Source organism: Paenibacillus sp. P32E (genome assembly GCF_001909085.1).
In the GTDB taxonomy this organism is placed as follows: Bacteria; Bacillota; Bacilli; order Paenibacillales; family Paenibacillaceae; genus Paenibacillus_AQ; species Paenibacillus_AQ helianthi.
Genome location: NZ_LVYY01000010.1, coordinates 74743 through 99622, shown reverse-complemented (window position 1 = coordinate 99622; position 24880 = coordinate 74743). Strand labels below are relative to the sequence as shown.

20 protein-coding genes are annotated in these 24880 nt (G+C 52.3%); 16 read left to right on the top strand and 4 right to left on the bottom strand.

The annotated features are described in order from the left end of the window. Position 1: 1 nt before the first annotated feature. A complete protein-coding gene (locus A3848_RS11090; RefSeq protein ID WP_074085027.1) occupies positions 2–241 on the top strand; it encodes a hypothetical protein in 240 nt (79 codons plus the stop codon). A 72-nt stretch (positions 242–313) separates the two neighbouring features. Here the strand turns inward: A3848_RS11090 and A3848_RS11085 are convergent, their stop codons facing one another. Continuing rightward, positions 314–1012, bottom strand: a complete 699-nt coding sequence (locus tag A3848_RS11085; protein ID WP_074085026.1) for an ArsR/SmtB family transcription factor — start codon at positions 1010–1012, stop codon at positions 314–316. 94 nt (positions 1013–1106) lie between these two features. Here A3848_RS11085 and A3848_RS11080 point away from each other — a divergent pair, with 94 nt between their 5' ends. Then, positions 1107–1727 (top strand): flavin reductase family protein, encoded by a 621-nt coding sequence (locus A3848_RS11080; RefSeq protein ID WP_074085025.1) that lies wholly within the window; start codon positions 1107–1109, stop codon positions 1725–1727. A 12-nt stretch (positions 1728–1739) separates the two neighbouring features. Here the strand turns inward: A3848_RS11080 and A3848_RS11075 are convergent, their stop codons facing one another. Beyond that, positions 1740–2846, bottom strand: coding sequence for an LLM class flavin-dependent oxidoreductase (locus A3848_RS11075; protein ID WP_074085024.1), 1107 nt, complete (start codon positions 2844–2846; stop codon positions 1740–1742). A 359-nt stretch (positions 2847–3205) separates the two neighbouring features. Here A3848_RS11075 and A3848_RS11070 point away from each other — a divergent pair, with 359 nt between their 5' ends. From A3848_RS11070 to A3848_RS32270, 12 genes are all read left to right on the top strand, one after another. Then, on the top strand, positions 3206–4798 hold the full coding sequence (locus A3848_RS11070; RefSeq protein ID WP_074085023.1) for a copper amine oxidase N-terminal domain-containing protein: 1593 nt from the start codon (positions 3206–3208) through the stop codon (positions 4796–4798). 162 nt (positions 4799–4960) lie between these two features. Further along, positions 4961–6244: an ArsB/NhaD family transporter gene (locus A3848_RS11065; RefSeq protein WP_074085083.1), complete on the top strand. Its 1284-nt coding sequence runs from the start codon at positions 4961–4963 to the stop codon at positions 6242–6244. A gap of 163 nt (positions 6245–6407) precedes the next feature. After that, positions 6408–7082: a Na-translocating system protein MpsC family protein gene (locus A3848_RS11060; RefSeq protein ID WP_074085022.1), complete on the top strand. Its 675-nt coding sequence runs from the start codon at positions 6408–6410 to the stop codon at positions 7080–7082. A gap of 148 nt (positions 7083–7230) precedes the next feature. Beyond that, entirely contained in the window at positions 7231–7617 is a 387-nt protein-coding gene (locus A3848_RS11055; protein WP_178381973.1) for a response regulator, read from the top strand. A gap of 136 nt (positions 7618–7753) precedes the next feature. Beyond that, the gene (locus A3848_RS11045) at positions 7754–10018 is read left to right on the top strand and encodes a PAS domain-containing hybrid sensor histidine kinase/response regulator (protein WP_083612074.1); all 2265 of its coding nucleotides are present in this window, start codon (positions 7754–7756) and stop codon (positions 10016–10018) included. 477 nt (positions 10019–10495) lie between these two features. Then, the gene (locus A3848_RS11040) at positions 10496–11572 is read left to right on the top strand and encodes a bifunctional 3-deoxy-7-phosphoheptulonate synthase/chorismate mutase (RefSeq protein ID WP_074085020.1); all 1077 of its coding nucleotides are present in this window, start codon (positions 10496–10498) and stop codon (positions 11570–11572) included. 221 nt (positions 11573–11793) lie between these two features. After that, complete coding sequence (locus A3848_RS11035; RefSeq protein WP_074085019.1) at positions 11794–13245, top strand: SulP family inorganic anion transporter; 1452 nt, start codon at positions 11794–11796, stop codon at positions 13243–13245. A gap of 461 nt (positions 13246–13706) precedes the next feature. Continuing rightward, positions 13707–14384, top strand: a complete 678-nt coding sequence (gene deoC, locus A3848_RS11030) for a deoxyribose-phosphate aldolase (protein WP_074085018.1) — start codon at positions 13707–13709, stop codon at positions 14382–14384. Between the two features lie 127 nt (positions 14385–14511). Beyond that, positions 14512–15018 (top strand): GNAT family N-acetyltransferase, encoded by a 507-nt coding sequence (locus A3848_RS11025; RefSeq protein ID WP_074085017.1) that lies wholly within the window; start codon positions 14512–14514, stop codon positions 15016–15018. Positions 15019–15265: 247 nt separating this feature from the next. After that, a complete protein-coding gene (locus tag A3848_RS11020) occupies positions 15266–16558 on the top strand; it encodes a homocysteine synthase (protein WP_074085016.1) in 1293 nt (430 codons plus the stop codon). Positions 16559–16808: 250 nt separating this feature from the next. After that, on the top strand, positions 16809–17954 hold the full coding sequence (locus tag A3848_RS11015; protein ID WP_178381972.1) for a hypothetical protein: 1146 nt from the start codon (positions 16809–16811) through the stop codon (positions 17952–17954). A 174-nt stretch (positions 17955–18128) separates the two neighbouring features. After that, the gene (locus A3848_RS32270; RefSeq protein ID WP_178381971.1) at positions 18129–18302 is read left to right on the top strand and encodes a hypothetical protein; all 174 of its coding nucleotides are present in this window, start codon (positions 18129–18131) and stop codon (positions 18300–18302) included. On the opposite strand, the gene A3848_RS11010 is transcribed toward A3848_RS32270, so the two are convergent. Together A3848_RS11010 and A3848_RS11005 are read right to left on the bottom strand one after the other, a co-directional pair. After that, positions 18283–19083: a polysaccharide deacetylase family protein gene (locus A3848_RS11010; protein ID WP_074085014.1), complete on the bottom strand. Its 801-nt coding sequence runs from the start codon at positions 19081–19083 to the stop codon at positions 18283–18285. The genes A3848_RS32270 and A3848_RS11010 overlap by 20 nt on opposite strands. 95 nt (positions 19084–19178) lie before the next feature. Then, positions 19179–20045 (bottom strand): AraC family transcriptional regulator, encoded by an 867-nt coding sequence (locus A3848_RS11005; protein WP_074085013.1) that lies wholly within the window; start codon positions 20043–20045, stop codon positions 19179–19181. Between the two features lie 97 nt (positions 20046–20142). Between A3848_RS11005 and A3848_RS11000 the strand changes: the two genes are divergently transcribed. Together A3848_RS11000 and A3848_RS10995 are read left to right on the top strand one after the other, a co-directional pair. Further along, on the top strand, positions 20143–20811 hold the full coding sequence (locus tag A3848_RS11000) for a hypothetical protein (RefSeq protein WP_074085012.1): 669 nt from the start codon (positions 20143–20145) through the stop codon (positions 20809–20811). Between the two features lie 3 nt (positions 20812–20814). Then, positions 20815–24864: a glycoside hydrolase family 2 gene (locus tag A3848_RS10995; protein WP_074085011.1), complete on the top strand. Its 4050-nt coding sequence runs from the start codon at positions 20815–20817 to the stop codon at positions 24862–24864. Positions 24865–24880: the final 16 nt, after the last annotated feature.

The following is a 24880-nucleotide window of genomic DNA, read 5'->3' as shown; positions in this document are numbered from 1 at the left end:
GATGAAGAATATGAAGAATGCAGTCAGTTTATCCAGTGCTGTCCGCCGAACCGCGAACAGCAGCACCGGCAGTGAAGGCGGCAAAGGCCGCATGAAGCGAAAGACAGGAGCGGGAAGGCCCACTAAGCTGTCACCTTCGACCATGAACGTATATATTGCGCCTTCTCTTGAAGGCGGAGACGACGAATATAAGAAGCTCATCAGCGGGAAGGTTGACAATACCAAGCCTTCGTTTGCTTAACCGGTGCTTCACCAGGATAGGTCCCCCAGTACATACTGGGGGACCTCTTTTTGTGTTAAATGACCGATTCGTTTACAAAGGTTCTGAAAAGGTCGACGGAAACGCAGCCGCCAATCCTTTTTTCCCCTCTGCAGTTATAACAATGGCTCTTGTACGAGGGAGTCTGTTCACCCAATGGCGTTCCAGCAGAAATTGAAGGATAGCAGCTCCCAAGGCCCCGGCAAGATGGTAACGCCGTTCGCTCCAGTCCAGGCATTTGGGGGCAAAGGCGCGCCTGCATTTTCTAACCTCATCCAGCTGTATTCCCAGCCTGCCCAAGACAAGTTCACCTGTGGCTGTGATGGAGAAGCCGTTTGCTTCCTCCGCTATAATCCCCTCAAGCAGCAAAGCTTCTGTTAACTGCACCCCGAATTTTCCGGCCAGATGGTCATAACAGGTTCTGGCTTCGCGCATGGCATGATCCTGTACGGAGTGGCGAAAGGAGTTAACCTTCACTGGAGGCGAGATGGATAACAACAGCTCTACCACTTGGGCGATTTCCGGACTGGTGATGCCATAATAACGGTGTCTGCCCTGGGTATGAACGGTGAGTACGCCACTTTCAGCCATTTTGTTAAGATGGAAGCTGGCGGTCTGGGGTTTGATTCCGGCTACATAAGCCAGCTCCGTGGCAGGGTGGAGTCCGCCGTCCATCAATGCTGTCAATATGCTTGCCCGGGACGGTTCGCTGATCAGGGATGCCACTCGGGCTACGGCTGGATTAGCTTGCATCGTATATCCTCCTTCTGTATTCCATATTTCGATGAATATTGTAAGATCTCTATTTTACAATAGAATCGAATACACTTGCAGAGGAGCTTATAGGATGAATAATTTTGCAGAAATCCACCGAACGGTACCGATACATCCGAAAATTCTTTATTACGGGACGCCGGTCATCCTGTTGACGACACTAAATGAGGATTTAACCGTTAATATTAGTCCGATTTCCTCCTCGTGGGCTTTAGGAGATCATATTATTTTGGGACTGGGAATCAACGGGAAAGCATTGGAAAACCTCAAACGGATGCCTGAATGCGTGATCAATCTGCCGGATGCTTCGCAGTGGGAGCAGGTGGAAGGATTAGCCAGGCTGACAGGGAAAAATCCGGTCCCTGTTGAAAAGAAGGGAGCCGGATTTATTTTTGAAAAGGATAAATTTGCTCATTCAGGCTTTACGCAGGCTGTATCCACTACGGTACAAACAGCCAGAATCGCCGAATGCCCGATCCAGATTGAAGCGCGGGTGAAGCATATCCGTATTCCAGAGGATTCACCGCATTTTGCTATTGTCGAAACGAAAAGCACACAGGTGCATGTCCATAAGGAACTAGTTGCCGGTGAACATCATATTCATCCGTCAAGCTGGAACCCGCTGATCTATAATTTCCCCCATTACTTTGGATTAAGTGCGGAGCTTGGTAAATCATACCGGTCGGAGACGTAAAAATTAACGGTGTTAAAGTTCACGGGCGGGCGAAATTCTGCTGCTCTTCTTGGCAATTTCTCTGCGCACAACCGGGGCTACCTCAGTAGCCAGCAGTTCAATCGCAGTAGCCACCTTATTGTAGGGAATTCCGCCGATATCCAATTGGGTCATGAAGCGGTTGTGGCCGAACAGCTCGTGCTGGTAGAGGATCTTCTCAATAATCTGCTGCGGGCTGCCGACAGCCAGAGTGTTGACCGGAGATACGAAGTGGCCAAAATCGCTGCGGGAGACGCGGTATTCCTGGTTACGGCTTGGACTAATGGCATTGCGGTAGCTGTAATAGTAGGGATAATATTCATCCAGCGCCTGTTGTGAAGTCTTGGCAATGTAGCCATGGCTCGTGATGGCGATCTTCAGGTCTGCTGCTGCATGTCCGGCCGCAGCTCCGCTCTTCCGGTAAGTTTTGGCAAGGTTCTGGAAAGGCTCCGGGCTGCCGCTTAGAATGGCGATGGCCATACCTATGCCGAGACGGCCGGCCTGTTCGGCGCTTTCGGCCGAGCCCCCGATGCCGACCCAGAGCGGAAGCTTCTGCTGCAGGGGACGCGGTGCGATCTCGGCATTGTGCAGCGGGGATCGGAAATGCCCTTTCCAATTCATGACTTCCTGCTGATTGAGCTGCAGCAGCAGCTCCAGATTCTCGGTAAAGAGCTGTTTGTAGTCTTCCAGTTCATAGCCGAACAGCGGGAAGGATTCCAGGAATGCCCCCCGTCCTGAGATGATTTCCGCGCGTCCGCCGGACAGCAAGTCAAGGGAAGCAAAATCCTCAAACACCCGCACCGGGTCGATAGTGCTGAGCACGGTAGTTGCGCTGGTCAGCTTGATCCGCTTCGTCACTTGAGAGATGGCGGCGAGCACCACGGGTACTGAGGAGATCACAAAGTCCAGCCGGTGATGTTCACCCACCCCGAATACATCAAGCCCCGCTTCATCAGCCAGCTTGGCGGCTTCGATGACTTCATTCATACGCTGCTGAGGGCTGATCCGCTGCCCTGTGTGGCAGTCGGTTACAATATCCCCCAATGTGTAAATGCCAAATTCAAATTCCGGTAATGTTTCTTCTATAGTATTGTTGTCCATCGTTCAAACCCCTTGTTATTTAAGTATTAGTGTTTTCCTATCCGATGTAAGGAAGAATATAAGTTATTGTATCACAATAACTTACAAAATGTAAGTACATGAGTGTAAGTTTGCAGATGTGTTGGAATCCATGATTTTACTTAGGATTAGTGTGTTGGATTTTTTTGTTTTCATCCATGGACTGCTGCTGCCCTGGGTTTTGATTTAATTTTTTTTGTGAAAAAGGTGATCCGAAAATATAAACTCTGCGATTCATTAGAGTAAGCAGGATTAAGCGTATGCGCTGATGAGCGAGCACTTCTCCAATTGGGTACCCTCTACATGAGCCCAGGTTCACCCCATTCCAAGGAGGTAAGAAGATGAAGCTGAAGAAATTGCTAGCCCCTGTACTTAGTTTGTCCCTGTTGCTGCCAGTGATGGCGAGTGCGGCAGCAGCGCCGCCCCAAGCCGTTGTGGATACACCAGCCGCCCAGCTCAGAGCGAGTCTCGATCACCTGCTGTCCGAGCATTTCGCCCTTGCGGTTACCGCGATGACCAAAGCCTATGACGGTTCCAGGGATGCTGCTGCCGCTTATCAGGCGCTGGACCAGAATGCGCTGGATATGCAACCGGCGATTACCTCGCTGTACGGCGAAGCCGGAGGTACAGAATTTGAACGGATCTTCCGCGAACATAACAAATATACGGATGATTTGGTCAAGGCCACCAAAGCGAACAACACCGCCGCCCGTCAAAAAGCAGAGCAGGAGGTTCAGGGCTTCGTCACAGAGTTTGCTGCTTTTCTGAGTACCGCAACTGCCAGCAAACTTCCGCAAACAGCGGCAGAAGAAGCGATTCGGAGTCATGAAAATCATGTACAGCAGGTATTCAATGCTTATGTAGCCGGTGATTATAACAAGGCATACACGACCTATCGCACTGGTTTTCAGGAAATGTTCACGATCAGCAAGGTGTTGTCTACAGCAATTGCCACGCAAATGCCGGATAAATTCCAGAACACCCGTCCGGATACCAAGGCTGCTGACCTCCGTTCAGCACTGAACAGTGTAGCTGCTGAGCACTTTGCGCTCTCAGTACTGGAAATGCAGAAGCAATTTGACGGCAAAGCCGACTACCAGGCTCTCATTAACGCCGAAGCGGGCAATACAGCCGATTTCAAAGCGGCTGTTGCCTCGATCTACGGCGCTGCTGGCGGGGATGCCTTTGCACAGATTTGGGTGGGCAACCATATCACTGCCCAGAGCGATTATGTGAATGCAGTGAAGAACAAAGATGCTGCCGCGCGTGCAGCCGTTCTGGCGCGGATCGACGGCTTCACTATGGAACTGGGCAAATTTCTGGGCACTGCAACGGCCGGGAAGCTGCCGGCAAGTGCGGCACAGACTGCATTGAAGGCCCATGAAGGTCAGGTGCAGAGCACGTTGGACCAGTATGCTGCCGGAGATTATACGGCTTCTTATACCACAAACCGTGCAGGCTATAAAACGATGTTCGGCGTAGGATTGGCCCTGTCGGGAGCGATTGTCGCACAGTTCAACGACAAGTTCCAGGAAGCAGCAATTCCCGCCAGCATGACCACGGTATGGATGAAGCTGAACAGCAAAGAACTGAACATTAACGGAATTGTAACGATGATGGATACAAAACCTTCGAATAGGAGTGGTACAACATATATCCCGCTGCGTTACCTTGGTGAGGGCATTGGAGCAAAAGTGAAATATGATCACCAGACCCGCACCGTATGGGTAATGGCGGGCAATGATACGTTGAAGTTCTGGATTGACAGCAATGTAATGGAAGTCAATGGTATGCAAAAATCTGTCGGCGCCAAAGTCATCATTAACAAAGACGGCAGAACGATGGTTCCTCTTCGCTTCATTGCTGAACTTCTGCAATGGAATGTAACCTGGAACCAGACGGAAGGTCTGATTACGCTGATGAAAGAGATGTAAAACTAAGGGGGGAATCCTCTCAAACGACTCTCCTAAGCCCGGATGTGCGTGAACCTGTTCAGCTTGCTGCTGCGAGGCGCATGGCCTTCGGGCTTTTTTTTTGCTACCAAGGAAGATATGATAAGCTTTAGGGCAAGCCATAAGAATTTTACGGGAGGCATTATGGAACAGCAAGGGATTTGGGCAATAAGTATTTTTCTGCTTACATACGGGCTGATTATTTCGGAGAAGGTTCACCGCACGATTGTGGCGATGCTGGGAGCCTTGATTATGGTTGGGGTAGGCATTGTCTCGCAGGAAACAGCGCTGGAGCATATTGATTTCAATACGCTTGGCCTGCTGGTAGGAATGATGATGATGGTGGGGATTACCGCGGAGACCGGCTTGTTCAGTTATGTGGCGGTAAAGGCAGCTAAGGTGGCCAAGGGTGAGCCTAGGCGAATATTAGTGGCACTGGTCGTAGTGACTGCGCTGGCCTCGGCGTTTCTTGATAATGTGACCACGGTTCTGCTCATGGTGCCGATTACCTTCAGCATTACGAGACAGCTGCGGATTAATCCAATACCGTTTCTGTTATCACAAATCGTTGCCTCGAACGTTGGCGGTACAGCGACGCTGATTGGGGATCCCCCGAATATTATGATTGGCAGCGCCGTAAAGGAACTGACATTCATGGCGTTTATCAGCAACCTCACTCCGGTGATCCTGATTATCATTCTGGCATATTTGCCGCTGTTCCTGCTCATGTTCGGCAAGCAGCTCAAGACCTCACCCGAGCTGCAACAGAGGGTCATGGAGATGGATGAACATGCGATGCTTAAGGACCGCAAGCTACTGCGCAAGTGTCTGTGGGTGCTGGGACTGACGATTCTTGGGTTCTTCCTGCATCAGTCGATACATCTGGAGTCGGCAACAGTGGCGCTGGCTGGAGCCTTTGTACTGCTTCTCCTGGCTGGGGGAGAAAAGATGCTGCTTAAAGCTTTTAAGAGTGTGGAATGGATTACGATATTTTTCTTTATCGGTCTGTTTGTGCTCGTATCCGGATTGGTGGAGACAGGTGTGATCGCACAACTGGCAGGCAAAGCGATGGAGCTTACCGGCGGGAATCTGGTGGCCAGTTCAATGCTGATCTTATGGCTGAGCGCGCTGGCCTCGGCTTTTCTGGACAACATTCCTTTTGTGGCAACAATGATTCCTCTGATTCAGGAGATGGGAACGCTGGGTATCCATAACCTGGAGCCTTTATGGTGGAGTCTTGCACTCGGGGCATGTCTGGGAGGGAACGGGACGCTGATTGGCGCAAGTGCGAATCTAATTGTAGCAGGCCTTGCGGCAAAAGAGGGACATCCGATCACCTTCATGAGATATTTGAAATTCGGCTTTCCTCTGATGCTGCTGTCCATTGTAATCTCAAGCGTGTATATCTATCTGAGGTATCTGGTCTAACCTTTGCCATTTGATTAGTATTCCAACTGATCTGGTTAATTTTACTGTATACGCAGAAGCTGGATAATATTATACTTAAGAGAACTGGCCATTTCTTTCAGCAGGCGGAGTTCTCCCCACACTAACAAACACATACACAAAAAATAATGCTGGGGGAAATTGAATGAGCACTACGGAACTTACTAGCCAACTATCCAGTTATACAGGAAGACTGCTTCGGGAGCGTTTCGGGAAAGGACCCGAGTCTATCCATGCATCTATAGGGAAGCAATGCATAGCCCTGCATATACGTAATTTTATCGGGCCTGTGGAGCGGTTTCTGCTGAACAAGGAAGAGGAACAGGCTTTCCGGTACACACGTGAACTTTTAATGAAATCGCTGCTTCCGGAGCTTTCAGCGTACCTGAAGGACATGATGGCTATTGAGGTCGGCGAGCTTTTTTACGATTGGGGGATACATAACGCTTCAGGAATGATCGTTGCGCTCATCAAGCAGGATGGAGCAGAAATTGACGATTATGCTGGACGGGATGAGGTTCATGCCCAAATTAACGAGGTAAGCAGAAAGGTGCAGAAGGAGCCGGTATATACTGATTCCTGGTGGCTGGGCCCCCGCACCCTGATTATTAAGCGTGAAGGTATTCTGATTCCTTTGGAGAAGGAATTAATTGGACTTGGTTATGAGAACACACTCAAAACAACCAAACGCAAGATGGAAAAACGATACTTGGAGGATACCACCACGATTGCGCCGATGCTCGGCAAAGAGCTTGCCGACATTTATGTGGATTGGGATTTCGACAAAGATACCAGCGTAATAGCCTATACTTTTCTATAATCACCATCATATGAGGCGGAAATGAGTCGGACATGCGAATGAGCCGAACATGAGCCGGAGAAAGGGGAATGTTCCCCTTTCTTCGGCTTTTTATTTTTTCTGCTGTCTCATAGGGAGAGTTACGCTGGATATTTAGGGGGACATGCTGGTGGATCGTAAGCAGACAGTGCTGTACGTGGAAGATAATCATCTCAATATGGCTTTAATGCATCATATCTTCAAAAAAAATCTGCCCTCCGTACTTCTGCTGAAAGCTGAGACGGCAGCGCTGGGTCTGCAGATCGCCCGGCGGACACTGCCGGATCTGATTATTTTGGATATTGGCCTGCCTGACCTGAATGGATATGAAGCGATGGACCGGCTGCAAAATGATGAATTAACACGTCCGATACCGGTGCTGGCGATCAGCGCCTTTGCCCAGAGATCTGATATCGAACGGGCTCAAAATGCAGGATTTTCCGGTTATATGACCAAGCCGTTTCAGGTTAAAGCCCTTACAGAGGCTGTGGAGAAGCTTTTAGCCGGAATTGACTGATGCTACAGACATTTCAGGGGAGAAGAACCAGCTTAGATTATCATTTGACATTCACCCGATAATGCAAGATATTAATACTGAAGATTTTAACTAAAATTCTTGCGTTTGATACTCCACAAACGGGCGGTGAAATTACATGTCAAAACAACATGCAGAAGCATATTCCCACTTTGGATATGCATGCAGAACGGGAGTGGTTGGAGTAGCTTTCCTTTCCATGGACGAGCATTGGACCAGCGTAAATCCGGCGGTAACCTCGCTGCTCGGGTTTACGGAGGAACAGCTCCTGGGACAGCATTTCAGAGAGCTTCTATACGGGGATTCACTAGGGAAATATATAAAGATGGCAGGTGCTCTAGACGCTGGAGAGGCACCTTTTTTGGAATGCGAAATTAATTTATCCGCCGCCTCCGGATCGCAAGTGCCGGTGCTGCTCCATATGACACTTGTGAGCGATCCCTCGACGGGAAAAAAGCTGTATTATCTGCTGCATCTGGCGGAGCTGGCTGCTGAAGAAGAAAGTGATGAGCTGGGTTCTCATACAGACATGCTGTATAAACAGATTGTGGCCAATATTTCCGATGTGGTCTATTATGCAACACCGGACAGTATTTGCAGGTACTGCTCACCTTCGGTAAGGGAGGTGCTCGGCTACGATCCCGAACAGCTGGTGGGCCGGGATATCCGCGGGCTGATCCATCCTGATGATCTTGAGGGGCTTGATTTTCCTGAAACTCAAGATTTTCAGAGGGTTCAGATCCGGATTCAACATGCCGACGGCCGCTATTTGTGGATTGAGTTCACCCTTCGCCTGATGGAAGAGGGATCCCGGCATAGCGTACTCGCTGTCGGACGGGATGTGACGGAACGCAGGATTGTGGAACAGAAGCTGCAGGAATCCGTCGAAAGATATACATCCCTTAAAAAGTATAACCATGATGCGATTATTTCCCTTGACCTTGAGGGTAGAATTATTAACGGGAATGAGAAAGCCTGCCAGCTTACTGGCTACAGCATTCCGGAGCTGGTTGGTATGAATGTGGGCCGGATTATCGGGGAAGACCATCTGGAGGAAGTGATTACCTATCCCCAAAAAGACGGCTACGCTGAGGTGAATATCGGCCATATCTGGCATCGGGAGGGGCATTCTGTAGAGGTGCTGACGACCATTGCCCCGATTATTATCAATAACATCACAGTAGGATTCTATATTATCGTTAAGGATATTACCGAACAGAAGAAGTTGCTGATTGCCAAAGAGTCTGCCGAAAAAACAAACCGTGCCAAAAGCGAGTTTCTGGCGATGATGAGCCATGAGATTCGTACGCCCATGAACGGTGTTATCGGGATGACGGACCTGCTGCTGGATATGTGTGAACCGGGTTCACAGCAAAGAGAGTACTTGGATATCATCCGTCAAAGCGGCGATACCTTGCTAGCAATCATCAATGATGTGCTGGACTTCTCCAAAATCGAGGCAGGCAAAACCGTCCTGCATGAAGAGCCGTTTATGCTGATGACCTGTGTAGATTCTGTGCTAGAGCTGCTGCAGCATAAAGCAGACAAGAAAGGCCTGAAGATTGACATGGACATCGGTCCGGATGTACCGCACCATCTGATTGGTGACGGTGACAGGCTGAAGCAGATCCTGCTTAATTTGGTGGGGAATGCCGTGAAGTTTACTTACAGCGGAGGGATAAAGGTAAGGCTAAGGACAGCAGCAAGAGCCGAGGGAAAGGTGACGCTGGAATTCACAGTGGCCGATACCGGTATTGGGATTCCCGAGCGTTCGCGCAGCCGGCTGTTCGAGCCCTTCTATCAGCTTGATCATTTCATGAACCGGCGCCATGAGGGGACAGGATTGGGACTAGCCATTACCAAGCAGCTTGTGGAACTGATGGGCGGCACAATCGCTCTGGATACTTCAGTGGAGTCAGGATCATCCTTTGTGTTCACAGTCGTGCTGCATGAAGAAACAGGCAGGCAGTCTGGTACAGAGACTGGCAAAGAAGGGACTGAACCGCTTTCGGGCGGACATCCCTTGCGGATTCTCGTGGCTGAGGACAACGAGATCAATCAGATCGTATTGCGTAAAATTCTGGAGAAACGCGGTTATTCCGTCGATGTTGCGGGAGACGGGCTGCAGGTCATGCAGATGGTTCGCGGGAAAAGCTACGATCTTATATTTATGGATGTGCAAATGCCGCGCATGAACGGTCTGGAAGCCACACAGGCGATCAAAGAAATGCTGCCGCCGGAGAAGCAGCCGGTGATCATTGCCGTTACTGCCAATGCGCTCAAGGGAGACCGCGAGTTATGCCTGGCTGCCGGAATGGATGAATATATCAGCAAGCCGCTGAGAAGTGAGACCGTAAGCACTATGTTAGGCAAGTTTTTCTGAAGATGGGCTGCGGAACCGTATATAAATCATTGTACTGCATTAAAGCTGAGATGCGGTGAATGGATATCTTGCATGTGTTATCTATTTTGTTTAAGATAGCAGAAACTGGTACAAATGTAGTGCTAGCCATAATGAAATGATGATGACGAAGAGAGTAAGCGCGAGAAACGGATCTTAACAGGGAAGGTGTGCCGGAGACTGAGAGCACCCTCAAGAGACGATTTGCGCCGAAGTTCACTTCCGAGTTGGCCCCTGAAGTACACTGCTGCAGCAGGTATGTGTAGGACGGCCCGCGCTCCGCGTTACCGGGTATAAGACAGAGTTGATTCCAGCCGGGCTTGAAGGTGTTTTTTGCCGAAGCTTCAGAATGGATTAATTTCTAAATTAGGGTGGTACCACGGCTCCTCGTCCCTTGCGACGGGGGGGCCTTTTTGCGTTCATATTTTAAATTCAACTGACAAGAAGGAGTGGAAGGTAATGAGCAACGTGGAACTTAATGGGCTGAGAGCCCGCCTGGATGAGATCAATGGACAACTGCTGGAGCTAATCTCCGAGCGGGCCCAGGTCGTGCAGGAAATTGGAGCGGTAAAAGAAAAACAGGGTGTGCCAAAGTTCGATCCCGAACGGGAAAAACAGATGCTGGAGAAGCTGGTAGCAAGCAACAAGGGTCCTTTCACAAGCGGAACGATCCGCACCCTCTTCAAGCAGATTTTCTCTGCATCGCTTGATCTGCAAAGTACGGAGCATAAGAAGTCCCTGCTGGTGGCCCGGAAAAACCACGCGGAGGATACTGTTATCGTTCTGCCGGGTAATGTTACGGTCGGCGGATTATCGTCGTTGATGGTGGCAGGTCCATGCTCCGTGGAGAGTGAGCTGCAGACCCGTACCGTTGCTGCCGCTTTGCAGAAGGCTGGTGTAAAGGTTATGCGCGGCGGAGCCTTCAAACCCCGTACCTCTCCTTATGATTTCCAGGGTCTTGGAATGGATGGCCTGAGAATTCTGCGGGAAGCAGCTACGGAGTATGGTCTTCTTACCATTAGTGAAATTGTAGACCCCCGCCATATTGAAGAGGCCCTTGATTATGTGGATGTGATTCAGGTTGGCGCGCGGAATATGCATAACTTCGAACTGCTCAAAGCAGTAGGCGAAGTGAACAAGCCGGTGCTGCTGAAGCGCGGACTATCGGCTACGCTGGATGAATTCATCCATGCGGCGGAATATATTATGTCCCGGGGCAATATGGAAATTATGCTGATTGAACGCGGTATCCGCACCTATGAGAAAGCGACCCGCAATACACTTGATATCTCGGCCGTACCGATTCTCAAGCAGGAATGCCATTTGCCGGTGCTGGTCGATGTGACCCATTCAACCGGACGCAAGGATATTCTGATCCCTTGTGCCAAGGCTGCTCTCGCCGCTGGAGCCGACGGCATTATGGTAGAAGTTCATCCTGATCCGGCTACTGCGTTGTCCGATGCCGCGCAGCAGCTGAACATTGAGGAGTTCAATACGTTCTTCAATGAAGTAAAAGCTTCCGGGTTGTACCGCTAAAACCGCTGAATCTGTCATACTCAAATTTGAATATATAGAATTTGGACGGATAGTGCAGTTAAGACGAGGATAACGCAATAAACAACGCTTACAAGAGCAGATTGAACTTTTGTGGAGGTTATGGATGGTCAGGTACAATTAAGTAGCATTGGAGCTGCACCGGACCCGGGACTATACAGAAAGTGCCTCATCCCATAACAGTCACAGGAGGAACAAAAGATTTGAAGCAGCTTAGTTTGAAGAACGTGTGGTTTTTGAACACGAGGAACGATATTTTGTCCGGGATGACGGTGGCTATTGCCCTGATCCCGGAAGCGATTGCCTTTTCTATACTTGCGGGAGTCAGTCCCATGGTAGGCCTGTACGCTTCGTTTTGCATTGCGGTGGTTACGGCATTTGCGGGTGGAAGGCCAGGTATGATTTCGGCAGCTACGGGAGCTATGGCTCTTTTGGTCGGTAGCCTGGTGTTGAACCATGGTATAGAGTACTTGTTTGCAGCTACCGTACTGGCCGGAATCATTCAAATCCTCATGGGGATGCTGAAGCTTGGGAGATTTATTACCTTTTTGCCGCAGCCGGTGATGACCGGTTTTGTGAATGCGCTGGCGATTCTGATTTTTATGGCGCAGTTGACGCATTTCAGCGGACAAGGGTGGGTAATGTATGCCCTGGTGGCACTTACGCTGCTTATTATCTATACGGTTCCCCGTTTCACTAAGGCGGTGCCTTCGGCACTAGTGGCGATTATAGCGGTGTCCGTGCTCAGCATTGTTCTGGATCTGGATGTGAGAACCGTAGGTGATATGGGAGAGATCACGTCGGCTTTGCCAGTATTCCACCTGCCGGTGCTTCCGTTTACCCTGGATACACTGCTGATTATTTTACCTTATTCGCTGTCGCTTGCCGTAGTAGGACTGCTGGAATCATTGATGACCGCGACCCTGATTGACGATATTACTGGCACCGGGAGCGATAAGAACCGTGAAGCAAAGGGTCAGGGTCTGGCGAACATAGTCACCGGCTTCTTTGGGGGCATGGCTGGCTGCGCGATGATCGGCCAATCTATGGTGAATATGAAATCGGGCGGCCGCAGCCGGCTGTCGACCCTTGTGTCCGGAATTTTTCTGCTGTTCCTGATTCTGGTTCTGGGCGATGTGGTGAAGCAGATTCCCATGGGAGCTCTGGTTGGGGTGATGTTCATGGTATCCATCAGTACCTTTGAATGGAAATCACTAACTTCATTGACGAAGGTTCCGTTAAGCGATGCTCTGGTTATGCTCGTCACCGTGGTTACGGTGGTTGTCACCGATAATCTCTCGATTGGTGTATTGTTCGGTGTCCTGCTCAGTGCCCTTACCTTTGCCTGGAAAATCGCCTCCATCCGTATGACTATTCATACAGCGGCGGTCTCTACCCGGTATACGGTGCATGGTCAGCTGTTCTTCGGCACAACAAGCCAATTCATCCATCATTTCATGGTGGACAGCGATCCGGAGCAGATCATTATTGATTTCACCCATTCGCATGTATGGGATCAGTCCGCAGTAGATGCAATAGCCAAGATCATATCCAAGTATCAAGCCATTGGCAAGAAAGTAACCCTTACCGGTTTGAACGAACAAAGCGCGCTGCTGGTAAAACGGATCGGATTGTCACCATCTGGCGGTCATTAGTTGAATGATGTTCATTGAGAGGTTTTCTCCAATGCCAGATACCTGGCTGCGGAGAGGGCTTCTTTTTTTGTCTTTTGCCCGTATCTTCTGTATATCATCTGCATCGCGGCAGGGAACATAGCCATCCAAAGGGGATACCGGCTCGGCTGTGAAGGGTACGATTAGCAGCTACAACATGAAAATTGCCAGCGGTGAGTCGGATAGACCCGGCAGATCTGGGAGCTGACCGATCTTCAATTGGAGAAAATCAAAGAAGTGAAGTGTACAAGGCTTCAAAGGTTATCCGCGCAAACACGAATGATATGCGGGGCCATCCGCCAGGTGAAAGTGCAGGCAAGGTCTTGTTAACTATAATTAGACTAAAGGGACGCCCGCCCGCACAGCTTTCCAAAGTGCCTTACTATTGGTATGATTACAAGGAATGCGAACGTCTACTACCGATTATCATGGAGGAATTAATAATGAGCGAAAACAAATTATCCGGGATTATTGACCATACGCTGCTGAAGGCGGATGCCCGTAAAGAAGATATCATCAAGCTGGCGGAAGAGGCCAAAACCTATACATTCGCTTCAGTTTGCGTGAATCCGGCGTGGGTTGCTACTGCTTACGAGGTATTGAAGGATACACCTGAAGTGAAGGTCTGCACGGTTATCGGGTTCCCGCTGGGCGCTTCGACACCGGAAACCAAGGCATTTGAGACCACGAATGCGATTTCGAACGGTGCGGGAGAAGTGGACATGGTCATCAACATCGGAGCATTGAAGGATGGCGACAACGAGCTGGTGAAGCGGGATATCGCTGCGGTAGTCGATGCAGCACGCGGTAAAGCGCTGACCAAAGTGATTATTGAGACCTGCCTGCTTACAGATGAAGAGAAAATCCGCGCCTGCAAGCTCGCCGTAGAAGCCGGAGCTGATTTCGTGAAAACCTCGACCGGATTCTCCACAGGCGGTGCGACTAAGGAAGATATTGCATTGATGCGTGCGACTGTAGGTCCTGATATTGGTGTCAAAGCTTCCGGCGGCGTGCGCAGCGCAGAAGATGCGCTGGTTATGGTTGGAGCAGGCGCAACCCGCATCGGCACCAGCGGCGGAGTGGCTATTGCCAAAGGCGAACAGAGCCAGAGCAACTATTAATATCGTTAGTTTCAAAAAGGCGGCTGCAGCGTCATTGTATCAGGGACGCTGCAGCCTTTTTTTATTGCATGAGAATTAATAGGATTCTCTAGGAAATGAGAAGGCGGAGAAGAGGCTATTGACGAAGATGAATTACCCTGTTATTGAAACAGATAGACTGAGGTTAAGAGTACTTACGCTGGAAGATAATGAGGCTGTATTCCAGCATTTCTCGGATGAAGAAGTAACGCGCTATATGGATATTCCGCCCTGCCGGGATATTGCCGAAGCCGATGAAATGATCCAGTTTCACATCGACGATTCAGGCTGCCGCTGGGGAATATTCGATAAGCAGCAGGAGCGAATGGCGGGAACCTGTGGATATCATTGCTGGAGAACTGGAACCTCAGGCACAGCTGAAATTGGCTACGATCTGTCCAGAGCCTTCTGGGGCAAGGGTCTGATGACGGAAGCACTTCATCCGGTGATCCAATTTGGATTTGAACAGATGGGGCTTGAGGTCATCGAAGCTACAGTTGATCCCGGGAATGACAGATCCATACGCCTGCTGATGGCGTTGGGATTCTCTAGAGAGGCGGAGCTTGTAGACAATCTGGTATATTTCTATTTGCGGCGAGATCAATTTACCGGATGACTACTTTTGCCGCTTACGCAGCTTCATCAGAAGATGGAATTCCGAAGGAGAGCCTTGAGTTTGGCTTCGATACATTTGAGAACGCTTACCATGGCGGGATGTTGCGAATCACAGTTCTTCTCAACTGAATAAAACACATTGGAATAATGAGATATTTTTCTTCCCAAATAACATAGATTGTGAGAGAATAGGTACAATTCTTAGTTGTTAAGGTTTACCATCACACAGATCAAGGGAGGAAAACCCATTGTCAGAAGACCGCAAGCTGTCATTTGAAACGTTAGCCGTGCATGCAGGCCAGGAGATTGATCCTACTACCTTCGCACGTGCAGTACCGCTCTACCAGACCACTTCCTACGGATTCCGTGACGCCGAGCATGCCGCCAATTTGTTCGCGCTGAAGGAGTTCGGCAACATCTATACCCGTCTGATGAATCCGACCACCGATGTTTTCGAGCAGCGTATTGCTGCACTGGAAGGCGGGGCGGGTGCGCTTGCGACAGCTTCCGGGTCAGCGGCAATTTCTTTTTCCATCCTTAATATTGCCGGGGCCGGAGATGAGATTGTCTCATCTGCCAGCCTGTATGGCGGTACTTATAATTTGTTCTCCACTACACTTCCGAAGCTGGGAATCAAGGTGCACTTTGTGGATTCAGATGATCCGGAGAACTTCCGCAGTGCGATAACGGACAAGACAAAGGCCCTGTACGCCGAAACCATCGGCAATCCGCAGGGAAATGTGCTGGATATCGAAGCGGTGGCGGCTATCGCCCATGAGCATGGAATCCCGCTGATTGTGGACAATACGTTCCCAAGTCCGTACTTGCTTCGTCCTATTGAATTTGGTGCAGATATTGTTGTCCATTCTGCTACCAAATTTATTGGCGGACACGGAACCTCCATCGGCGGGGTGATTGTGGACAGCGGCAAGTTTGATTGGAAGGCAAGCGGACGATTCCCCGGCCTGACCGAACCTGATCCAAGCTATCACGGACTGGTCTATGCGGAAGCTGTAGGACCGGTTGCCTATATCATCAAAGCACGCGTACAATTGCTGCGTGATTTGGGTGCAGCGATCTCGCCGTTCAACTCCTGGCTGCTGCTGCAGGGCCTAGAAACCCTTCATTTGAGAATGGAGCGTCACAGTGAGAATGCACTGAAGGTAGCCCGCTATCTGGAGCAGCATGAAGCTGTGGACTGGGTCAGCTATGTGGGACTTCCAAGCCATCCATCGTATGAGCTGGCCCGGAAGTATCTCCCCAAGGGGCAGGGCGCTATTCTCACTTTCGGAATCAAGGGCGGAGCGGCTAACGGGGTTAAGCTGATTGAGAGCGTGAAGCTGTTCTCCCACTTGGCCAATGTCGGTGATTCCAAATCGCTGATTATTCATCCGGCGAGCACCACGCATCAGCAGCTTTCGGATGAGGAACAGATTGCCGCGGGGGTTACCCCGGAATTAATCCGGCTCTCCATCGGTACAGAATCCATCGACGATATTCTATATGATCTGGAGCAGGCCATCGCAGCCAGCCAACAATAAGTCAGAGTGTGTACAGGCCACTATCCAAATACGCAATCGTTCATCGATCGGTGAGCGGCGTAATGGGATAGTGGCCTTTTTCATGAAATGTAGCTGCTGCTTATCCGCTTAAATAATGCAGGATATCACTTGCGCTGTATGCCTATTCCTTAAAAAGGGATCGGCGGCAGAGTTACACTTTCCCCCGCATTGTTCCCCTAATAAATTGGTAACGCTTGCATATTTTGCTGCGGGTTCCCGTATTTATAAGATGAAGTATGCAGACGATGCCGGTGGTGGTCTGAAGCCCGAAGGAAGCCGGCAGCAATCCAAAGCTAAAAAGGTGGGTGCGGAAATGAAGGGTGAACGCGAGCAGGAGCATAACCGGAATAAGGAAGAGCGTCCGTTCAAGTATCTTGCCGGAGATCGGGCAATTGGGGTAGAAATGAGCCAATCTGCGTCTGTGGCTTCCGCAGCTGCAGAGTTTATTGCTGAAGGAGAGCGCACAAGCTTAATCGAGCCGATGCACCGTGCTTATTTCAGACGTCCGGGTGAACGTCCGGCTTTTTTGGTGCTGCGGGATGGGCGCGAGGAGCGGACGGTTCTGCGGGAAGAACCTGGAGCGTTGCCTGCGGGCCCCTGCCTAATCCGCAGCGGGGAGTGGCTGTTTGCTCCTGAGGTGAACGAACTCTACGCGGGCTGGCTGTTCAGCGAAACCGCCGAGCAGGAGGAACGGATTCTGCAGCGGATCTATTATCGGTTGCGTGCATCAGCAGCAGCACTGCTGGAGTCGGCGGACGGGGCCTGGGCCGCCGTTATGCTGCCCTTCATGCCGGAGCTGGCCGATCAGCCGGCCAGGCAGGCTGCGCTGCAGGATGCGCAGCTTGAGGCGCTTTTCGCTTCGGTCGCGGAGCGCCAGCGCCTGGGCGGCGACTGCCGCGTGGACCTGCTGGCGCCGTATCCCGCCAGCGCAGCCGAATTCGCGGCGCAGCGCGAATTCATCGAGGGCGTGGCCGAACAGACCCTCGGCCACGCTTACGCGGCGGCGTGCCGCATCGGGGCGATGATTCCGCCCGATGTGGAGCGCGCCGCCGCGGGGGAAATCGCGCGCATCGCCGATTTCCTGGTGCTGGACGGCGCGGCAGGTGAAGCCGCGCCGGAAGACGCCGCCGGAGGCTTCGCCAAGGCGGCGGAAGAGATCCTGGCCGCCGTGCAGCGCGTGAAGCCGGCGGCGGTACTGCTCGCCGCCGGTGCCCCGGCGGCGTATGCGCTGGCCGATCTGTACCGGATCGGCTTCGGCGGGATCTTTTGCAGCGCGGGCCAGCGGACAGAAGCGCTGCTGCGGGCAGCCTGCCTGACCTGGATGGCCCGGCAGGATCAGGCTAAGCCAGCCGCCGGAGGATGGCTGAGCAGCTAGTCCAGCTATGTGTTGATAACACACACTTTAACAAGGAAACCCGATCTCTTCTGCGGCTGGTGCAGGAAGAAATCGGGTCTCTTTTTATTTAGTGAATGATGATCTGCTGCTGCGAATAAAAGCTGAATCGGCCAAAGGAGGGGTTCTCTCCGAAACAACGGCAGAAATGCCGTTGTGGAAGCGCCGCAGGTGGATCTGCTCCGTAACAACGGCAGAAATACCGTTGTTGAAGCATCGCAGGTGGATCTGCTTCAGCCCAGGCCATTATCGTTGGAAACACTCCTGTTGAAATTCAGCCTTTGTCTGCAAGCTCCAGCCGCATCCTGCTTTAATCCAGCCGCACCGTAGCGCCTGCGGATATCTGGCGGGGCTGGTCCTCTGCCGTGATCCATACATCTACTGCTGACGGATTATACACGATGGCTTGGGAAGCGGAGAAGCGCAACCCCCGTACAGCAGACAGATAGTCGGCAATCTCGATATTGGTCGCATACCAGATCTCCTGACGACCGCCCATCAGGCCGGCGAACTGTTCTAATTCCTCCCAGTTGTGATTGTCGTTGAATTCATAGCTATGCCCCCAGACATATAGGAGCTGCATCCGCGAATGTCTGGGCTTCTCCTCCAAGAATCGTTGTCCGAGCGGCAGCATATCACGGTGATGACAGGTGGGGTGCCAAGCCAGCAGATGATCCGGCAAGGTGAAGCCGCCGTGGGATTGCACAGTGCGTGAATACTCGATTCCCAGTGCAGGAAGAATGCTCAGCACCTCATCACTGTAGTCACCGAACGGATAGGACATACCTCTCACGGGATAGCCCGCAAGGGTTTCCAGATGCCCGCGGTCCTTCAGAATTTCATCAGCAATACCCGCCCGGGGGGTCATGGAAAGAAAGGGATGAGTGCTGGTATGTGCGGATATTTCATGACCCTTGTAGAGGGATGACACTTCTTCTCCGAGGATATAGCTTTCCTTGCCGAAAAACCCTGAATTCAAATGAAAGGTGCCCTTCAGACCCTGCCGGTTCAGTATCGCCACAAGCTGTCTGTCATAGATTCTGCCGTCATCCCAGCTCGTTGTTAGCGCTTTAGTAACACCGCCCGGAAAAAGATCAAGCTTGACTTTCATAACATTTCAACCTCCTGATTATTCAATGATTTCATTATGAACAATGCTAGAGACGGCGGCTATTAGCAAGATTCTTGTACATAGACGGCCTGCAATCACAGCCCCGCCTTATGTACCCGATATTCCGAAGGCGAGCACTGGAACACTTTTCTGAATTGCCTGGAATAATAGTTGTGATCCCGGAAGCCGCTGTCCATAGCCACCTGCGAGATGGACAGCTCTGGATTGCGCAGCAGCGTGCAGGAGTAGTCCAGCCTTTTGCGGATAACGTAATCCATAGGTGTCGTATGATAATTCCGGGTGAACACACGGAGGAACTGGCGCTTGGACATATAAGCCAGATCGGCCAGACCCTGCAGAGAGACAGGCTGCAAAAAATGCTCCTCAATATAGGTGATCGCCTCCCCGATCCGCAGTGCCTTGTTCTCGGTCCCGCCCCCATTCTGCCGGTAATACCGTGACAGCGTGCCGACGAGCGCCGTGAAATAGGTGCGGATCATCAGCCGGTAGCCGTCAATTTGCCGGTCATGCTCCTCCAGAATCCGGTCCAGCAAAAGATTCACCTCATCAAGCTGAGCAGGCTGCAGAGCGAGCATGCCTTTGAAGAACATTTCCTTGCGGAAAAAGGGCTCCAGATAAAACAGTGCCTGGAATCCCGGGAGAAGCTTAAGCTCTGGCAGCTGGAGCAGCTGGTCGGGATGGAACATGACATTGACGTATTGAATATTCTGCACATTTTTGTAGCCGTGGGAAATATCACTGTGTATAAAAAACACCTGACCCGCAGAAACGGGGTACTCCTTTCCTTCAATGATATGAATTGCGCTTCCCTCCAGAATGACCACCAGTTCCGAGAAATCATGGCAGTGCACATAATAATCATGCGTCAGCGGGCATTTTTGAATACGGAAAGTGAAGCCGGGTTCGAGTCCCAGATCCCGTGCATAGAGTTTTTTTGTCATGTCGTTATTATGCTAAAGATGGTCCTGATCGTCAAGGAAGCGGCCCGCCGGATGCGCTACTCTGAAGAGGAAGATGACATAAGGCTGGAGGGTGACTATGCAGCGCTGTTTATACAGGGCCGAGTGCAGGGAGGGCGGGATTCCAGAGCTCTTTTTTCAATCCCGGCTCCCATTGCTGAATGAACGAATGGAAATGCTGGATATTTCGCGGCTAAGCGTATTCCAGGAAGGGAACGAGTTGTTTCTTTATTACGAATGCGGCGGAGAGCGGCATGAACCGGAGCGGCTGTTTGCAGATGGGGAGGAGCTGCTCAAGGTTTGGCCGGGAGGACAGCAGCCCAGATGGTGGGTGCCCATGATGGACATTTTCCACTACCAGCAGCCGGTTTCCGGGCAGCATTGGAAGCGCACTCAACAGGAGAGTACTCCCTTTGGACGGGTGGCGCTTTTGAAGCCGGAACAGGTTTCAAGCTATATCTATTATCACTACCAATATCAGGAGGAGCGCCCGGGAGACGGTGACAAATACGGAATCATCGGACTTCATGAGAACCTGCTGTTCTTTTATGCCGAGCTGCCCAGTACGGTGGAGCCGGCGCCTTATGCGGGAAAGCTCGCAACGAATCTCAGACCGGATCAATGGGGGGAAGTAATGGACCCGCATTTTATGAAATGGATGGATGCCCCGGCTGACCAGGAAATTTGGAAAAAGCTCACTATCGTGCTTAACATACCGGTTCCTGCCGGCAAAAAGGAGAGTGAATAGAGGATGCACACCTCGTTATGTTTAAACGGTGAATGGGATTTCATGCCGCTCTACGATCAGCCGCTCTGCCGGACACTTCCTGAGAGACTGGTGTATGAAGCCCGCAAGATCCAGGTTCCTTCAAGCTGGCGCCACAGCTATCCGCAGCCGTTCGGCAGAAGGTTCGGGGAAATCGCGGAGTACGGGTTCGCCCCGCTGGATGTATACGGCTATCCTAGCGAATGGGATGCAGCGGAGGCCGGTGTACTGCACCGGTCCTTTCAGATCCCGGAGGGTATGCTGGGGCAGCGGGTGGTCCTGCGTTTCGATGGAATGATGCAGAAGGCGGCTGTGTATCTGGACCGGGAGCGGGTCGCCATCTGGGAGGACGGGTATCTGCCCTTGCGGCTGGATATCAGCACCAGGGTGAAGCCAGGTCAGGAGCAGCACCTGCATGTGGTCTGCGGAAGCTTTGATCAAACGGTGCTTCCCTCAGGGGATAAGAAGATTACGGGCCTTGCCGGCTCCTGGTTCGGCAGGATCTCAAGGGGGATATGGCAGGATGTATTCCTCGAAGGCTATCCGCCTGTAACGCTGGAGGATATCACAATCCGCACCCTTTTCCGCCAAGGCCTCCTGGAGGTGGATGCACTGATAGGAATGGAGCCCGCTACCTCAACGGCGGATTCGCTGCAGGTCATCCTTAAAGTGAAGGAGCATCGAACGGGCACCTTGCCTATGGATGGAAAAGGGGAACTGCCGGTTCTTGAAGCAGAGGCTGGTGCAACAGCGGTGTCTCAGGAGGCTGTGAAAGGCCGGCAATTATGTGAGAACACAGATCACCGGAAGTGGCAGGAAGCCCGGTTTGTTTTACCCTGGCAGGAAGCCAAGTTGTGGAGCCCGGAAACTCCGGTTCTGTATGATCTGGAGCTGGAGCTTCGGGCAGGGGAGGAAATCCTCGACCGCCGGACCGAGACGTTCGGCTTCAGGGAATTCTGGTGCAAAGGCTCACAGTTTATGCTGAACGGAATTCCGGTCAACCTGCGCGGAGACTCCTGGCATTTCCAGGGGGCGGCACAGCAGACAGAGGATTACATCCGCAATTGGTACCGTATGTGCAGACAGGCAGGTGTCAACAGCATCCGGCTGCATGCCGAGCCATATCCTGCGGATTATTTGCGGATTGCCGATGAAGAGGGGATGCTCATCGTTGACGAGAGCGCCATCTATGGCTCTGCCAAAACAATGGACGCCGCCCATCCGGATTTCATAGCCAATTGCAAGGCTCATGTACGGCGGCTAGTGCAGCGGGATAAAAACCATCCTTCCGTCATCCTGTGGAGTGTACAGAACGAGATGCGGTGGGTGGACGGGCGGAATGACTACAAACCATACATTCCGGGTCTGATAGATATTATGAGAGCGCTGGATTCCACCCGTCCGATTATGGTGGAAGGGGATAACCGCCTGCTCTCCAAGGAGCTTACAGAAGTGGAGAGCCGCCACTATAACATTGACGGCACGATCTCCCAGTGGGACCGCACAGTCCCGCTTACCTTTGGAGAGCATGGCAGCTGGTGGTACATTTGCCCGCAGAACAGCAGCATGTATACGGGACTTGGCGCATATCGCGATACAGACGCAAGTGCTGCCGGCCTTGCACAGAAGGAGCGGCTGTTCATAGAATACGCGCGGCGACAGGGGGTATCCGGCATCGCCACCTTCAACTTCGCCCATTATTTTATGCGGTCAATGCCTGACCGGAATATTTTCCTGCCGCCTGCCGACCTGACAACGCCAGGCCCTAAGCCTGCGCTTATTCCGGCATACTCGCTTTCACTGAATAACGGGCTGCTGCCGGAGGAATATCCGGTCTACCGGGTCAATCCATCCTTTGCAGTCATGTCGGAGGCCTTCAAGCCGATAACGATGATTGCTGCCGAGTATAACCGCTGCTTCTTCGACGACTCGAAGATCCGCCGCAGCTTCGATGTCTATAACGATACGCTGGCGGAACAAGCGGTGACCATTGAGTGTACTGTGCAGCAGGACGGGCGGGTGGTGCATACACAGAATTTCGGGTTCCGTCAAGAACCTGCCGAACGCCGGAGTATCCGCCTGGAGTGGATGCCGGATGCCGTCGCCCGCGAAGGAGAAGCAGTCCTTACTGCAAGGCTGTTCCACGGCGGAGAGCTGAAGCATGAGCTTAACCTTAGGTACCGGCTGCTGTCCGGCAGCTTTAAGACCAAGCCGGTCGAATTAGGACTTCCCGCTGTTTATATAGGTTCCGAAAAGGACTATCAATCCATCTGCGTTCTGGTCCCCAACCTGATCCGGGTGGAGGCAGAAGCCATAGAGCAGTTGCCGGGCGGCATCCTCTTGATCGTCGGCAGTAAAATGCAGGATGGGGACGGGGAGCTGGACCGTCAGCTGCGAGCTTTTGTAGAGAAGGGCGGCAGGCTGCTGCTGCTGGAGCAGCTTCATCTTTCGCTTGGCAAGCTTCCGCTGGTCCGCAGAGAATTCATCCGTGCCCATGCGGGGGATTATGGACATTCCGTGCTCCAAGGTCTTGGAGATAAGGATCTCATGTTCTGGCATGAGGAGCTTCGCGAGGAAGGGCCGGTGCCGATTATTAAGGCTGCCTTTGAAAAGCCTGTGACGGGAGACTTTACCCTCCTGCTGGAGTGCAGCAGCGGTGATTTCGGGGACGGCGGAGACCTGTGGTCGCCGCTTCTGGAATACCGCAGCGGTGCAGGAATGTTCCTGGCCAATCAGCTGGAGATTATGGACCATATCCAGCAGATCCCCCAGGCCTGTCTGCTGCTGCGGAGTCTGCTCCAATACGCGGGCCGCGCCGATTACGCGGCTGCGGCACCCCTGCCCGCTGCGGTATGGGTCCGCAGCGGCGGGGCGGCGGAAGCTCTGCTCGGCAAGCTTCGCCTGAAGGGCACAAGGCTGGATAGCGCCGCAGGCTTATCCAGCCTGAATCCCGGTCTCCTCGTGGTGGAGGCCGCGCTGCTGAACGGCCCGGGCGCGGCGGAAGCCGTCCGGCAGGCTGCAAGTGCCGGCAGCAGAGTGCTCGTGCTGCCGGCAGAACCCGGCGGGCAGGAGGCGCTTGCCCGCCTGCTGGAACGCCCCGTGCGCATCGCACCGCACGGGACGTACCACCTGGAGGCGGACTACGCTCACGCCGCCGTCCGCGGAATCAGCCCTGTCGACCTGTTCGGGTTCGACAAGGTGCATCTCTCGCCCCGGGACGTAGTGAACCGGGAGCTGGCGGCGTACAGGCTGGAAGTTCCGGACGCTGAGGTTCTGTGTACCAGCGTGGAGGGGACCGCCTGGAAGGATTACTTTGCCGGGCAGCACACCGGAGAATACAGCAGGCTGGCGCTGGTCGAGCTGAACCGCGACAAGGCCTGCGAGCCTGGAGCCTTTCTGATCCGGCTGACCGCAGGGGAGGGGGAGATCATCTGCTCGCAGCTGCTTATGGACTCCGACAGCGAGAAAAGCCTGCGGCTCTATACCCGCCTGCTCGCTAATCTCGGAGCGTCCTTCGCGGACGAACTGCTGATCCGCGATAAAGGTGATGCGGAATGGGCGGTGGAAGCGGCAATGACGCTGTACTGCCCGCCTTATGTGGATTACCAGGCCATGAAGGAATACTACACCGATCCGGCATTTTCCTTGAACAATCTGGGCGAAGGCCTGTACGGCTGGATGAAGAAAAAAGAACGGCGCGAGGGCGGAACACTGCTAATTCCTGACCCGGCAGGCCGTCCGCTGTTCCTGAGCTGCTTTGTACATCTTCCCGAAGCGGGTATAGGGACTTCAGCCATCCGCACCGGCTCCCTGCGGGTGAAATCGGACTGTGCATTTGAGATATATATGAACGGTCAACAGGTTGCCGCACCGGAGAAGGAGATTGAACTGAGAAGCGGAACCAATCGGCTGATTGCTATTGTGCAGGGAGGCGAGGAGGACATTGCTTTTGGCATGGTCTTCTTGAACAGGGACGGAACGTATATGAACGATTTGGAGTTCCGCATGACGATGGATGAGGTTGAGCCCAAGTAAGCATTGCGAACCCGAG

Coding starts and splice junctions, on each gene's coding strand:
- A3848_RS11090 (WP_074085027.1), top strand. CDS start 2: ATGAAGAATATGAAGAATGCAGTCAGTTTATCCAGTGCTGTCCGCCGA.
- A3848_RS11085 (WP_074085026.1), bottom strand. CDS start 1,012: ATGCAAGCTAATCCAGCCGTAGCCCGAGTGGCATCCCTGATCAGCGAA.
- A3848_RS11080 (WP_074085025.1), top strand. CDS start 1,107: ATGAATAATTTTGCAGAAATCCACCGAACGGTACCGATACATCCGAAA.
- A3848_RS11075 (WP_074085024.1), bottom strand. CDS start 2,846: ATGGACAACAATACTATAGAAGAAACATTACCGGAATTTGAATTTGGC.
- A3848_RS11070 (WP_074085023.1), top strand. CDS start 3,206: ATGAAGCTGAAGAAATTGCTAGCCCCTGTACTTAGTTTGTCCCTGTTG.
- A3848_RS11065 (WP_074085083.1), top strand. CDS start 4,961: ATGGAACAGCAAGGGATTTGGGCAATAAGTATTTTTCTGCTTACATAC.
- A3848_RS11060 (WP_074085022.1), top strand. CDS start 6,408: ATGAGCACTACGGAACTTACTAGCCAACTATCCAGTTATACAGGAAGA.
- A3848_RS11045 (WP_083612074.1), top strand. CDS start 7,754: ATGTCAAAACAACATGCAGAAGCATATTCCCACTTTGGATATGCATGC.
- A3848_RS11040 (WP_074085020.1), top strand. CDS start 10,496: ATGAGCAACGTGGAACTTAATGGGCTGAGAGCCCGCCTGGATGAGATC.
- deoC (WP_074085018.1), top strand. CDS start 13,707: ATGAGCGAAAACAAATTATCCGGGATTATTGACCATACGCTGCTGAAG.
- A3848_RS11025 (WP_074085017.1), top strand. CDS start 14,512: ATGAATTACCCTGTTATTGAAACAGATAGACTGAGGTTAAGAGTACTT.
- A3848_RS11015 (WP_178381972.1), top strand. CDS start 16,809: ATGAAGTATGCAGACGATGCCGGTGGTGGTCTGAAGCCCGAAGGAAGC.
- A3848_RS11010 (WP_074085014.1), bottom strand. CDS start 19,083: ATGAAAGTCAAGCTTGATCTTTTTCCGGGCGGTGTTACTAAAGCGCTA.
- A3848_RS11005 (WP_074085013.1), bottom strand. CDS start 20,045: ATGACAAAAAAACTCTATGCACGGGATCTGGGACTCGAACCCGGCTTC.
- A3848_RS11000 (WP_074085012.1), top strand. CDS start 20,143: ATGCAGCGCTGTTTATACAGGGCCGAGTGCAGGGAGGGCGGGATTCCA.
- A3848_RS10995 (WP_074085011.1), top strand. CDS start 20,815: ATGCACACCTCGTTATGTTTAAACGGTGAATGGGATTTCATGCCGCTC.